Here is a 14,351-nt window from a genome sequence, read left to right on the forward strand (position 1 = left end):
TTTTTAATTTAGTGTGCTCTAGGCTTATTTAGCTAAAAGACCACGGCTACGAAGTAATGGCTCAATGCCAGCTTCTTTACCACGGAACTGCTTGTATAGCTGCATAGGATCTTCACTACCACCTTGAGACAAGATATTGTCTCTAAAGGCATCTGCAGTCGCTTTGTCGAAAATACCATTTTCTTTAAAGGCTTCGAATGCGTCAGCACCTAAAATATCAGACCAGATGTAGCTGTAGTAGCCTGCAGAGTAACCGCCAGCAAAGATATGCGAGAAGTATGTGCTGCGGTAGCGAGGCGCAATTTCAGCAATCAAGCCCATTTTGTTTAGCGACTCTGCTTCAAATTTAGCTGCATCTTTTGGCATAAAGTCTGTCACTGTGTGCCAGTCTAAATCAAGCTTAGTCGCCGCCATGTATTCAACAGTTGCAAAGCCTTGGTTAAACTTACTTGCAGCTTGGATCTTTTTAACAAGCTCTTGTGGGATCACTTCACCCGTTTTGTAGTGCTTAGCAAATTGCGCCAGTACTTCAGGTTGTGTCATCCAGTTTTCCATTACTTGCGATGGGAACTCAACGTAGTCGCGTGGTACAGAAGTACCCGCTTGTGAGCGATATTCCACATCAGACATCATACCGTGTAGCGCGTGGCCAAATTCATGGAATAGCGTGCTAGCTTCGTCAAACGTTAGCAACGCTGGCTCATCACCCGCAGGGCGAGGGTAGTTAAGTACGTTAACAATAATTGGCTTAGATTCTACACCGTTCATGTTGTACTGCTGACGGTAAGAGTTCATCCAAGCACCACCGCGCTTGCTATCACGAACAAAATAGTCGCCCATAAAGATAGCCATTAGCTCGCCGTCTTTGTCATACACTTCCCAAGTACGCACTTCATCATTGTACTTAGGTAGATCTGTACGCTCTTTTACAGTAATACCGAATAAACGGTTAGCCGTATAGAACACACCTTGTAGGGTATTTTCTAGCGAGAAATACGGACGTGTTTGTTGCTCGTTAAAGCTGTATTTTGCTACACGGATTTTATCAGAGTAGTACCACCAGTCCCAACCGGCTAGCTTAAAGTCGCCGCCTTCAGCATCGATAAGCGCTTGCATGTCTGCAACTTCAGCTTCGGCTTGTGCAAGTGCTGCAGGCCAAATTTTGTTTAGCAGGGTATAAACATTTTCAGGTGTTTTGGCTGTGCGCTCTTCAAGTACAAAGTGAGCGTGAGTTTTGTAACCCATTAACTGTGCGCGCTCTGCACGTAGCGCTGCCATTTGGGCTAGAATTTTTTTGTTATCGTTGGCGTTATCATTATTACCACGATCAATATAACCTTTATACAGCTTTTCACGTAACTCGCGGTTATCTGCATAAGTTAAGAATGGTGTAATTGATGGGCGTGAAGTGGTAAATACCCATTTGCCATCATGGCCGCGTTTAGTTGCGGTTTGTGCTGCAGTGGCAATCACGTCAGCTGGTAAACCTGATAGTTGGGCTTCACTGTCGATAACCAATTCAAATGCATTGGTTTCAGCTAAAAGGTTGTCACCAAACTCTAAGCTCAACTTACCAATTTGCTCGTTAAGAGCACGCAATTTAGTTTTGTCAGCATCATTTAAGTTAGCGCCGCCGCGAGTAAATGACTTATAAGTATCTTCAAGTAGCTTTGCTTGCGCCACATTAAGATTAAGCTGGTTACGCTGCTCATAAACCGCTTTAACTTTTTGGAATAACGCATCATTTAGCAGCACATCATCACTTGCTGCAGACAGCATTGGCGACACTTCTTTTGAAATTGCTTGAAGCTGCTCGTTAGTATCAGCACCGGTTAGGTTATAGAAAACACTGGCTACTTTAGTTGTTAGCTCGCCAGAAAACTCCATCGCTTCGATAGTGTTGGCAAATGTAGGTGCAGCAGGGTTATCAATAATGGCTTGGATTTCAGCTTTGTGCTGCGCAATACCAGCTTTAAATGCTGGTAGGTAATGCTCAGGTTTGATTTTATCGAAATCAGGGATCCCGAGGTAAGTATCATATGGCTTGAAAAATGGGTTGCTTGCGTTGTTTTCAATAATTTGAGCTGCAACGACGTTAGGTGCTTCTTGGGTCGTTGTAGTGGTGTTGGACGCGCTACATGCCGTAAGTGCTAATGCAAGAGCCACTGCCGACACGACTGGTTTGAGGGTTAATCCCTTCATATTTATATCCCCGACTTTAACTTGTTTTAAAAATCGCCTTTTAAATTACGCAGACGTTAACTTCTTTAAGTATCACGGTTAAAGGTGTGAGATCTATTGTAAAAGCTTAAACTTTGTAACAAAGCGTTCAATTAGCTATTTTTTGCACGTTTTATGGTGTTATTTGTGGCAAACTGCGCTTTTAAAACATAATAATAACAATTGGAAAGCTATGAAATTATCTCGCTTATTGAGCACTTCTTTGGCCTTTAGCACACTTTTAGCAAGCTCGTTTACTAGCCAAGCGAATGAGGTTTCTCTCCGTTCAGAACTCGTTGCTAACTATGCGGTAGAGACCTATTCAACGCCCATGGTTGATAACCTCGCAAAGTTAGTGGCATTTAATACTGAAGCCGTGCAGGGATTAACCCCTGACACTAATCCTGAATTTACTGGCTTTAAAAATGAGCTAAAGCGCTTGAGTAAAACATTAGGTTTAGACTTTAGCGACCATGGCTATGTTGTACTGATTGGACTTGGCGATAGCTCTGACAAGCTTGGGGTGATCACCCATGGTGATGTGCAACCAGCCGATGCTAAATTTTGGCAAAAAAGCCCTTATGAGCTAGATGTAAGTTCTGAGCCAGGAAAATTAATAGGTCGTGGCACAGAAGACGACAAAGGCGCAATTGTCACGGCCATGTTTGCCATGAAAGCTATAAAAGACAAGCAAATCAAGCTAGATAAGCGCATTGAATTAATGGTTTATATGGCCGAAGAGTCTGACTGGCAGCCGCTTAGGGAGTTTTTAAAAGACTTCACTCCTGCAGATATTAATATCACCATTGATGCTGAATACCCGGTGGTAACTGCTGAAAAAGGTTGGAGTCAGATAACTTTTAGTTTAGCTGAGATCACAATAGCCCCTTCTTCGAAGAAACAGTCGCAGCTTATTGAGTTTCACGGTGGATCATTTGCAAGTCAGGTGCCTCAAGAGGCAAACGCTGTGATAAGCAATGTGAGTGATGAGTTGCTTACTGCCTTAAAAGCCAAAGCGGCAAGCCAAGTGACAATGACATACCAGTTTGAGCAGAGCGCAGGAAACCTGCTGATCCGCGCGAATGGTAAGTCTGCACACTCTTCAACTCCAGAAGACGGAGTGAATGCCGTGACCCATTTAGCTGAGCTTTTATCAATTCATCAGTGGCCTAAATCAACCGCTTCACAGGCACAGTTGTTTATTGCAGAAATGGTAGGTTTAGGTCTGTATGCTGAGCAATTTGGCGAAATCGCTTATAAAGACGACTTTATGGGGCATATGACCCTTGCTGCAACCGTAGTGAAGCAAAACGAGCAGGGCATAGAGCTGACCTTAAACCTAAGGCGGCCTAAGGGAAAAGATAAACAACTACTTGAGCAGCAAGCACAAGCAGCAATTAAGCAGTGGCAAATACAACATAGCGCTGATATTACTAATCTAAAGACCTATTGGGGCGAGCCGATGGTGATGGAAGATGCGCCGCACTTATCGACACTACTTAATGTTTTTGAACACTTCACTGGAATTAAAAACCCGCAACCTGTCGCGATTGGCGGCTCGACCAATAGTAAGTTATTCCCTAATGCGTTGAGTTTTGGTCCTGCTATGCCGGGAGTTGAATATACCGGTCACAGTGAGTATGAATTTATTACTTATGAGCAATTCATGCTTAATCTAAAAATGTATACCGCAGCATTTATTGAGTTAGCGGCAAAATAGCACAGTAAAGAGTTTTGCATGATTAATAGTTTGCACGCTATTTTACTATTAATCATGCTGCTTAATCGGCAAACTTGATTGCTTTCATATTCTTAAGTGTTTTAGTTAACCCTGTGATCTAACGCTTTATTTTTGTGTTATTTGCCTATTATTTCGTGATAGCAATCAATGCCATGCAACGGTGAATTTGCCAGAATAACCGCTGATTTTTATAAGCGGGAAACCCTACCTGTATGCGCAATAACCAACCTGTAACTCAAACTGAAAAAACCTTAACCGGCAACTGTATCTTACTGTCGACAACTGATCTTAACGGCAATATAAAATACGCTAATGAGGGCTTTATCAACGTTAGTGGTTATAGCTTTGGTGAGTTACAAAACCAACCGCATAATCTAGTGCGTCATCCTGATATGCCTGAAGCGGCTTTTAGCTCGCTTTGGGACAGAGTAAAACAGGGTAAACCTTGGGTGGGTATCGTTAAAAATCGCACAAAATCTGGCGATCATTATTGGGTTAATGCCTATATTGCACCTGTGTATGAGAATGGCAAAATTCACGAGTATCAATCGGTACGGCGCAAAGCTACCCCTGAGCAGATTGAGCGCGCACAAACAATTTATAAAGCTGTAAAAGAGGGTAAACAACCGGCCGCGCTTAAAAAGCCGATATTGGGCTTTAGTGCAAAGCTATACACTTGGTCGATGTTATCTGTTTTGTTTACAGTGGTACTTGCACAGTACTCGCCCATGTTCGCAGCATTAGCAATGTGCTTGGTTGCTGGGTTAGGTTTAAGTGTAATATTGAAACCATTTAATCAAGTTGTCACTCAGGCTCAAGGTATTGTTACAGATCCTTTAGCGACGGGAGTATTTACCGGTCGCCAAGATGAAATTGGTAAGGTGAGTTTTGCTTTGCAATTTCTACTTACCGAAACCGGCGGTGTTGTTGGGCGTATGGCAGATTCTGCCGGTTCAATTGAGACCCTTAGCGCCAGCTTAAACGATACAATTGCCAATACTCGCCAGCGTGCTGACAGCCAAAGTCAGCAAACCAGTCAAGCAGCGACAGCTATGGAAGAAATGAGCGCCAGTTTCAGTGAGGTGAGCCAAAACATTCATAGTGCAGCGCAAGAGATGTCAGTCAGTAATATTTCGGCGCAGCAGGGTCATGACCTACTTGAGCGAGTGATTGATTCAATTAATCAACTAAAAGACGAAGTTGGCAATTTTGCCACTGTAGTGGCCTCAATTGAGCAAGATAGCCAAGATATTAATAAAGTGCTGGAAGTTATTCGCGGCATTGCGGAGCAGACCAACCTTTTAGCATTAAACGCCGCAATTGAAGCTGCTAGAGCTGGTGAGTCTGGACGTGGTTTTGCTGTGGTTGCCGATGAAGTGCGCCAGCTTTCAAGTCGCACTAGTGAGTCTACATCGCATATTGAAGCGATTGTTAGTAAGTTTCGTGATAGTACAACGATGGCGACCAAAGCAATGGAAGCGGGGCAGCAAAAAGCAGCGCTTTCAGTTGATTTAGCAAGACAAGTTGATGAGTCATTCGAAGCCCTTAGAGCATCGATTGTTAAAATGAATGTGATGAGCGATGAAAATGCTTGCGCTATGACACAGCAAACCACTGTGGCTAATGAGATTAGCCACTCTATTCAGGTTATCAGTGAGCTGTCGCTTGAGAGCTTAGAGCAGACCCAAAATGCTGCAGAGCGCGGTGAGCAAGTACTGCGTTTATCGGCCAAAACTAACCATTTGTCGCAGCAGTTCTGGGAGCAGAGCGTACAACGTAAGATATAAAGCTATTCAATGTAAGGATTTGATAAAAGGCGCAGTTGTTATAAGCTGCGCCTTTTTAATTAATGGCTTTTAAACTTTAATTTGCCATTAGCAAATGATACGCGTAGATCTTCCGAGTTAGAATTTATAAGCAACGCTGACTCTTACGTCTCTGCCCGCAGCAGCGACGCCATCACCCATGTAAGGTTTGTAATACTGGTTGGTTATATTTTTCACTGTTAAATAGGCCTCCCAGTTATTTAGCACGCCTGACTCGCCAGTGAACGCAATATAGAAATCTTGAATAAAGTAAGCATCCGTTGCTTGATCAGTTCTAAAGCTACTGGCAACAGGCATTTTATCTTCAGATTTGCTGTCGTACCATTTTCCGCGCCACGCTAGCATCAAGTCACTAGTGAGGTAATAACCCAACTTTAAACCAATGTTCGTTGGTGCTAAGTCGGCAAGGTACTCATCTTCCCCTGTTGAATCTTTCAAGCTGCCATTGTGTTTACCTGTAATGTAGGACGCGTCTAAGTCAGCAAACAGATCGTGGTACCGATAGTTGATCACGAGATCGGCACCTTTGTTGTAATAACCGTCAAGGTTAGTGTTGTAACCTTGTGCTTGCTCTACTGAATGGACTCCAGAACGTTTGGCGATATCGTTTTCACCTTGGTGGTAATACAGAGTTATTTGAGTTGAGAGCACATCGTCATTGGCAAATAAATCGTTATTAACTTGAGTCATGCCTAATTTATAAGCATGTAAACGTTCTAATTCTAGATCTCGACTAGACATAATTGCTTTGCTGGCTTTGGCGTATTGAACTGTGTAGATATCATCAATAACGGGGGCTTGCAGCGTATAAGCGTAGTCGAAACTAAATTGTGTTTGCTCACTAAACTGATAGTTAACGCCTAAACGAGGAGACAAACCTGAGTGAGAAACTGCACTATAATCATGGCCGGCGGCGAAGTCGTTATAATCTGATGCTAAGTTGCCTTTACCTTCGCTACGAATATGGTCGTATCTTAGTGAAGGTTTGACTGACAAATCATCGGTTATTTGGTAATTAAACTCAGCATACACACTTGATGTCTGCTGTTTGCCGCTTGGTTGATAATAAGGCGTATATAGGCCAAAGTTTTTGGCTTCTTTGTTTTCATAAGTCTTGTTATAAACCAAAGAATCACGATCGGAACTCAAATACTGCAGACCAATAATAAGGTTATTGTCACCAAACCAGCTGGTATTATTGATATCTACAAACGAGCGCTTGTAATCAAGCCAAGATTCATGACCAAAGTTACCTACAGATACATACATTTTCTCCCATGCGATATCAGGGCGTACCCAATGACGCTGATTATCACTTGTTGAAAGTACCAGTTGCGTATCAATCCAGTCATTGCTTGGAGTGTAGCGATAATTGATTGAGTAATTAGTATCTTTATAGGTGTTAGCTGCAGTAGTTGCGTATAGCGCAGTTTCATAATCACCATATTTTTTTATATTGTAATCACTAATTGTCGGCATTTGACCACGACGGTTTGCCCAAGGTTTTTGGCCTTCATCCGTATAGTCTGTCATCGACAAAGACAGCAAGTGATCACCATAGTCGAAGTCAATTTTAGCCAGTAGACTATTTTGGCGATAGCCGGAATAACGCAGTTTATCTTCATCTCCAGTATCAAATTCGGGCGGCTGCCCCTCATCAGCGATATTGTCTCCCCATATGCCTTTGCCTAATGTTGTATCGTTTGCATCACGATAGGTATAGTTAACAATAGCGGAAAGGTGGCGATTAACTCGACCGTATAGACTGATTAAGCTGCGTTTTTCATCATCATTGTCGCTGTAACCGGCTTTTACCCGTGCGCCAAAGTGCTCGCCCGGCTTTAAAAAGTCTTCAGCACTTTTGCTGGTTACATACATTGAACCACCAAATCCGCCATTTCCAGAACGAACATCGTGAGCACCTTTGATGACTTGAACTTGCTTAATAAGATCGGGATCAATAAAGAATGAGCCGTAACGATATTGCTCAAAACCTTGTGGTGCATTGTCTAAATAAAGATTGAGATCTTCTTCATCACCAAATCCCCAGACATTAATTCGTTCACCGCCGACTCGTGTGCCGCCGTCGATATTAATACCAGGCAATTCATCGACCAGTTCTGCAAATTGTGTCGACTGCTGTTCTTCAATTTCCTTCATAGTAATAATGGCTGTGCCAGGAGGAGTGAGTTTTAGTTCGCGGGGGTAGGCTCTCCCAGTGACTTTTATGACTTCAATTGGATCAACTTTAGCTGCACCAAGTACTTTATTTGATGCTTCAGCCGTTAACTGTTGCTCCGACGGTTCATCAGCGAGCGATATCTTTGGGCTCTGCGCATAGACTTGAGATTGAATGGATAATGCAATAAAAGATAATGAAAACAATTTAATAGGACGTGATAACACCAGAGTATTCTCATTGGTAAGAAATGATGGCGGCGAGTATAAAGTAAAAACAACTAGATGATAATGATTGTCATTTGTGATTTACATATAAAGATCTTATGTTACAAAGGTTGCAAGGGCGATTGAGCTAGTCGCTGTTTGAATGCAGACTAACATTAGCGGCGCTAGCAATGGCGTTAATGGTAAATAGGCCACTACTATCGAGTATAGAAAGTGATTAAAAGTAGCAGTGGCAGAGACTAACCGCCTGCTACTTTATGCTGAGCAAACTCTTGAAATTTACAAACGCCTAATAAAAGATTCGATATAAGCGGGTGTACGAGCATTTAAAATAGGATCGGCTGATGGCGCAATGCCTTCAGGTAATAAGACTGGATTAAAAATGCTTTTATCGCATTGTTGAACACTAGTTTGTTTGTCTTGTTTGCCATCTATGATGACTTGCCCCACCAACACTCGTTGACGTGATTCTGGCCACAGAACAGTAGGGTCGGTGATTATATCGTTACTATCTGCCAGTTTTACGTATAGGTTCCAAACTGCAGGCGTGGTTTCAATTCGATTGAGCAATTCCTGTTGTAGGAAGTCATCAGAACGGGTTGCAAGCTCTGCTTGTGTTAATGCAACTTCACCTGCAGCTGGCTCAAAAATCCAGCGACCAGCGACCTGGGTGTTATCAGGTTTATCAAATAAGAAACTGTTTACGCCAAAGTAACGACTAGTAGCAAAGCTGCTACTTTTGGGCAGTTGACTTACGTATTCAAAAAAAGCTTTTGCATCGGGCTTGTTGTTGATAAGCCACTGCTTTCCCTCTGCGCCTTGTTTTACTTTAGTTTGAAAAGTAAAAAAGTCTTCTAGATTACTGGCGAAAAATAACTGTGCATTCGATGTGACAAAGTTAAGGCTTTCCTTATCACCATCAATTTTTAGCGACATAAAACGACCTGCACCTTTGTCCGATGCATGTGGGTTAGTCCCACCTAGTGAGAAACGAGCAGTTACGCTTATTTGTTGCTGTTCAAAAAACGGAATGTTGAATTGATTGTTAATTTGCGCAGCTGGCTTAAACATGCCGGAGGTACAAAAGCCTTTAGCGTGGTTGCGTAGCTTTACTTTCTTACCTGCTTCCCGACTTGCGGTATCGGGCGTGCCATTGACTGCGTCAACTAGCTCTGGAATAGACTTTTCAGTGGCCATAGTGGCTGTGGATAGCAAAGCCAAGCCTGTATATATACTGACCTGAATGAGTGGGTTGATAGCGTTAGATACGCGCTTTTTTAACCCGATAGTGCTGTGAGTCATGTTGTTTATTATCATAATATGAAGCCCCAAAGTGATACGTTGGGAATATAGAACGGAGCAGCTAAAAATATCTTTCGCCAAAGACAGATTTATTATTTAAAACTGGTTTTAATCGCTCTAATGCTATTAAGGCTGGGGTGTTTGTCCGCTGAATTGAGGCTATTCATGATCTTTGGCAAAGGGCTAGATATAAAACCTTTGTCGCATCGTAATTTTAAGTGAGTATATAAACTCGAGTCGCTAATATAGAAAAGCCACTTCCGTAATGAGGATGTGGCTATTCATAAAGTGTTATAAAGTATGTAGTGAGTAGATTTGCTTTTAGTTATAAGCCTCTAAGCACTCAACAATTAAATCCACAAAACCTTGTCTATCTAGCTTACAAAGTACTTGAGTGTTGTGCGGGTTGTTAGTTAACTGATAACGGTCAACAACAGTCATGCCTTGAGTGTATTCGCCCTTAGTTTCAACGCCAACCCAGCAGTCGTATGAGGTAAATAGCTCCGGTTTTAATAACCAAGCGATAGTGCATGGATCGTGCAACGGTGCGCCTTCAAAGCCCCATTTTGGATCTCTATGGTAGATCATGAAGAAATCGAGCAGCTCAGCCACACACTTAGCCACAGGGTTTGGAATGACTCGGATACGTTCGATATCTTCATCCATGATCTGTGCTTGATGGGTAATATCAAGGCCACACATGGTGATAGGAATACCTGACTTATAAACCATATCCGCAGCTTCAGGATCAACGAAAATGTTAAACTCTGCTGCTGGAGTCCAGTTGCCGGCTTCTGCTGCGCCGCCCATTAACACTATGCGCTCAACTTTACTGTGTAGCTCTGGATAGGTTGATAAAAATAGTGCGATATTGGTTAATGGCCCTGAAGGCACGAGCGTTACAGGTTCATCGCTTTCACGTACTTTTTGCGCCATTAGCTCAATACCAGAGATTGTTAGTGGTTCAAATGCAGGATCGGGCAGTTTTGGACCATCTAAGCCGCTTTCACCGTGCACATTGTCGGCAATAATCAATTCGCGGGCTAATGGCTCAGGGGCGCCAGCAGCAACAGGAATATCGTGGCGCTCAACTAGAGTGAGAATGCGCAATGCATTGTTTAAGGTTTTGTCAGGGGTTTGATTGCCCGCGCTGGTGGTCACTGCTAGTGGCTTTAGCGCTTGGCTGCTCATGGCTAAAATCAATGAAATAGCATCATCATGGCCTGGGTCGCAATCAAGAATAATTGGTTTTGCTTTTGCTGGCATTGTTGTAGGGCTCATTATTTCTCCGCATAGTTGCGTTTATAGATTGTTGAACATCCTAGATTTTAATGATCATTAAAACTGTGACTTAGCGTTTGCTTTGTGTGTGAGCGAATGTGATTGCTCATATAGTAACTAGCTAACTACTGATATTAAAAAGCCCCTATATTTAATAGGGGCCTAGATTAATTAGGTGAAGTTAAGTTAGTAGCCTAGTGTTTGACTACCCGCACGACGTGGGTCGCTCGCACCAAATATGCCTTGTTCGCTAACCATAATTGATTGAGTTGAACCAATCGCATTATTGACCTTTACTTCATGTCCCTTAGCTTTGAGTATCGTTTGCGTATCTTGATTAAGTGTATGCTCGACACGTAACAGATCGGGCAACCATTGATGGTGCACTCTTGGTGCGTATGTGGCCTCAGCAATATTCAAGTTATGGTCAATCACGTTCATGATTATCTGCATGGTGGTGGTAATAATTCGTGAGCCGCCAGGGCTACCGGTGACGATATAAGGCTTACCATCTTTCATCACAATTGTTGGACTCATTGAACTTAACGGACGCTTGTTGGCTTCAACTGCATTGGCTTCACCGCCTACTAAGCCATAGCCATTTGGGGTTCCGGGTTTGGCTGAGAAATCATCCATTTCGTTATTCAGTAAAATACCAGTGCCTTTGGCGACAAGCCCTGAGCCATAACTAAAGTTCAGGGTATAGGTGTTTGAAACGGCATTGCCCCATTTATCTACCACTGAGTAATGTGTGGTCTGGTCACTCTCGTATGGAGCGAGCTTACCCGGTTTAATCTCGCTGCTTGGTGTAGCTTTATCGGCAGATATTTGTTTGGCAAGTTGCTTGGCGTAGTCTTTACTGATCAATGCTTTTACGGGGACATCATAAAAGTCAGGATCACCTAGATACTCACTACGGTCAGCATAGGCACGCTTCATGGCCTCTGTCATTAAATGCAGGGTAGCGGCTGTATTGTGGCCGAGTTTGTCGATGGGATACGCTTCGAGCATATTGAGCATTTCAATTATGTGAATACCACCAGAAGAGGGAGGCGGCATAGATACAACTTGATAGCCGCGATAATCACCCACCACAGGCTCACGCTCAATAACCTTATAGTTTTTTAGGTCATCTAAAGTCATGATCCCGCCAGCAGCACCGATCGCTGCAACGATTTTTTCTGCGGTTTCACCTTGATAGAAGCCTTTACTGCCTGACTTTGCAATTAGCCCTAACGAATGCGCGAGCTCTGGCTGTTTTAATATTTCGCCAGCTTGGTAATTTGAGCCATCAGCTTTATAAAAAATTTCTGCCGAGCTTGGCCACTGGGCGATACGGCGCTTAAGGCCTGCTAGGGATGATTGCAGATCAGGGGTAACTTCGATGCCATTTTGGGCCATATCAATAGCAGCTTGTGTTACTTGTTTCATCGTCATAGTGCCGTATTTTTCCAGCGCTAATTCCATCCCCATTACAGTGCCCGGCACACCAATGGCTAAGCCGTGTTCTCTACTTAACTTTTTAACGGGTTCGCCATCGTCGCCAATAAAGATATTACGGTGCGCTGAGCTTGGGGCCATTTCTCGGTAATCAATCGCGATTGTCTTTTTCGGATTAGCGAGGTGAACTAACATAAATCCACCTCCGCCAATATTACCCGCTCGCGGCAGGGTAACTGCCAAACTAAAACCTACCGCAACCGCAGCATCAACTGCGTTACCACCTTGTTTTAAAATCTCCACTCCGGCTTGAGTCGCCAGTGCCTCTTGGCTTGAAACCATGCCGTGCTTAGCCCAAATTGGTTGAGCTGTCGCCATGTGACTATAAATCGAAGGCTCTTTAGCTTGGACTGGAACGCTTGTGGTAACGGTTAATGTGGTTAAAGGGATAACCATTGAAATGGCAAATGCTAGTGTCTTAAACGAATAAGATGTAACTGGTTGCGCATGAGATGATTGAGGTCTAAGCAAGCGGGTTTTAAAAGCGCGCATGTTGGGTCCTTGCAGTGGTATTAGATCAAAATATTGGTAAGCTAAAAGCTATTTTCTTTATTGTTATAACCTGCGGTAACTCGTTATAGTGTTGCAAATTAGTAAGGTCATTACCTGCTGGTAAACGCAATGTGACGTTTATTGGCGCTAAATGCAAGCCTAGCTAAGGGCGACGGCACTGTTACCACAGAGATATTTATAGGTCGGTTTTATCAATTGACCAGCAAGGAAGATGATTTGGCAAAACTCAATAATGGGAAAGCAGATTCAAAGGATTGCGATACATCTATGAGTACTGGCAATAGCATCGATAGTAGTGATGTCGGTATTAGCGCTGGCAGCACCTGTGAAACCAGTACTTGTGAAGTGAGCACTGCAGTTTATGAGGTTGAGCTGGTTGATACGATAGCTAAGATCCCTGCGGCTTGTTGGAATCACTTAATGGCTGATGATAATCCGTTTAATCGCCATGAGTATTTATCGGCCCTTGAAGCTAGTGACAGTGTTTGCACTAAAACCGGCTGGACGCCACTGCATTTACTCGTAAAGCAGCAGGGCGAAAAAGCCGAAATAGTCGCTGTAATGCCGCTGTATATTAAAGCGCATTCATACGGTGAGTATGTGTTTGACTGGGCATGGGCGGATGCTTATGAGCGCCACCAGCTAGCGTATTATCCGAAGTTGTTATCAGCGATCCCATTTACACCGACTACTGGTAAACGCTTAGGGATTGATGTAAGTAAAACCGGATCAGAGCAAACGCTTATTTGGCAATTAGTCGTAAATACTCTTAATCGTTGTTTATCAGAATATGACTTTTCTAGCTGGCACTGTTTGTTTTTGCCTAAAGGGCAGTTTGAGCAACTTTCTCAAACTAACAGTTTGCAGCGATTAGGCACTCAATTTCATTGGTTCAATCGTCAGTACTTGGACTTTGATAGCTTTTTAGCATCACTAAGTTCAAGAAAGCGCAAAGATATTAGAAAAGAGCGCGCTAAAGTCAATGATGCACAATTGAGTTTTGAATTTATTGAAGGCGCGCAGATCACGACTGAACTGTGGCAGCAGTTTTATGCCTGTTATCAGCAAACCTATGCTAAACGCTCAGGTCACTATGGTTACCTTAATCAGACTTTTTTCGAAACCTTAGGTCAAACTTTAACTGATGCGGTTACTTTGCTCGTTGTTAGCAATAGTGAACAACAATTAATAGCATCGGCGTTGTTTTTTAAGTCTAACACTCACCTATATGGTCGTTATTGGGGCGCGTTAGTTGATGTTGATGGGCTGCATTTTGAAGCTTGTTATTATCAGGGCATTGAATACTGCATTAAACATGGTTTACAGGTATTTGATGCTGGGGCGCAGGGGGAACATAAGGTGCCTCGGGGTTTTGAGCCGGTAGCGACATATTCTAATCACGAGATCGCCCATCAAGAGTTTAGACAAGCGATCCACAGCTTTACACTGCAAGAAGCAGAGAACATTAAAACCTATATGCAGCAAATTAAGCTTAAACTTCCCTATAAATCCCCCATCTAAGTGTAAGGGATTAACTGTAAGGGATTAAATTAACGGGCGCA

General features: G+C 43.1%; 8 protein-coding genes. 3 read left to right on the plus strand and 5 right to left on the minus strand.

What is annotated here, in order from left to right; translation table 11 throughout:
- Positions 1 to 24 precede the first annotated feature (24 nt).
- Complete coding sequence (locus L2740_RS00635; protein WP_248948016.1) at positions 25 to 2,202, minus strand: M3 family metallopeptidase; 2,178 nt, start codon at positions 2,200 to 2,202, stop codon at positions 25 to 27.
- Between the two features lie 211 nt (positions 2,203 to 2,413).
- Between L2740_RS00635 and L2740_RS00640 the strand changes: the two genes are divergently transcribed.
- The gene (locus L2740_RS00640; RefSeq protein ID WP_248948017.1) at positions 2,414 to 3,940 is read left to right on the plus strand and encodes a dipeptidase; all 1,527 of its coding nucleotides are present in this window, start codon (positions 2,414 to 2,416) and stop codon (positions 3,938 to 3,940) included.
- Positions 3,941 to 4,173: 233 nt separating this feature from the next.
- Positions 4,174 to 5,748, plus strand: coding sequence for a methyl-accepting chemotaxis protein (locus L2740_RS00645; RefSeq protein WP_248948018.1), 1,575 nt, complete (start codon positions 4,174 to 4,176; stop codon positions 5,746 to 5,748).
- 117 nt (positions 5,749 to 5,865) lie between these two features.
- Here the strand turns inward: L2740_RS00645 and L2740_RS00650 are convergent, their stop codons facing one another.
- The 4 genes from L2740_RS00650 to ggt all read right to left on the minus strand — a co-directional run bounded on the left by L2740_RS00650 (position 5,866) and on the right by ggt (position 12,672).
- Entirely contained in the window at positions 5,866 to 8,109 is a 2,244-nt protein-coding gene (locus L2740_RS00650) for a TonB-dependent receptor domain-containing protein (protein WP_420833494.1), read from the minus strand.
- 363 nt (positions 8,110 to 8,472) lie between these two features.
- On the minus strand, positions 8,473 to 9,495 hold the full coding sequence (locus tag L2740_RS00655) for a catalase family peroxidase (RefSeq protein WP_420833495.1): 1,023 nt from the start codon (positions 9,493 to 9,495) through the stop codon (positions 8,473 to 8,475).
- Between the two features lie 321 nt (positions 9,496 to 9,816).
- On the minus strand, positions 9,817 to 10,776 hold the full coding sequence (gene rihA, locus L2740_RS00660) for a pyrimidine-specific ribonucleoside hydrolase RihA (RefSeq protein WP_248948021.1): 960 nt from the start codon (positions 10,774 to 10,776) through the stop codon (positions 9,817 to 9,819).
- A gap of 186 nt (positions 10,777 to 10,962) precedes the next feature.
- Positions 10,963 to 12,672, minus strand: coding sequence for a gamma-glutamyltransferase (gene ggt, locus L2740_RS00665; protein ID WP_248948582.1), 1,710 nt, complete (start codon positions 12,670 to 12,672; stop codon positions 10,963 to 10,965).
- A gap of 333 nt (positions 12,673 to 13,005) precedes the next feature.
- Here ggt and L2740_RS00670 point away from each other — a divergent pair, with 333 nt between their 5' ends.
- Positions 13,006 to 14,310: a GNAT family N-acetyltransferase gene (locus tag L2740_RS00670; RefSeq protein ID WP_275973903.1), complete on the plus strand. Its 1,305-nt coding sequence runs from the start codon at positions 13,006 to 13,008 to the stop codon at positions 14,308 to 14,310.
- The last annotated feature ends 41 nt before the right edge of the window (positions 14,311 to 14,351 follow it).

It is taken from the genome of Shewanella pneumatophori, assembly GCF_023283895.1.
In the GTDB taxonomy this organism is placed as follows: domain Bacteria; phylum Pseudomonadota; class Gammaproteobacteria; order Enterobacterales; family Shewanellaceae; genus Shewanella; species Shewanella pneumatophori.

Bases quoted from the DNA above. Each gene is read 5' to 3' on its own strand.
- L2740_RS00655 (WP_420833495.1), bottom strand. From the start codon at position 9,495: ATGACTCACAGCACTATCGGGTTAAAAAAGCGCGTATCTAACGCTATC.
- ggt (WP_248948582.1), bottom strand. From the start codon at position 12,672: ATGGTTATCCCTTTAACCACATTAACCGTTACCACAAGCGTTCCAGTC.
- rihA (WP_248948021.1), bottom strand. From the start codon at position 10,776: ATGAGCCCTACAACAATGCCAGCAAAAGCAAAACCAATTATTCTTGAT.
- L2740_RS00635 (WP_248948016.1), bottom strand. From the start codon at position 2,202: ATGAAGGGATTAACCCTCAAACCAGTCGTGTCGGCAGTGGCTCTTGCA.
- L2740_RS00645 (WP_248948018.1), top strand. From the start codon at position 4,174: ATGCGCAATAACCAACCTGTAACTCAAACTGAAAAAACCTTAACCGGC.
- L2740_RS00640 (WP_248948017.1), top strand. From the start codon at position 2,414: ATGAAATTATCTCGCTTATTGAGCACTTCTTTGGCCTTTAGCACACTT.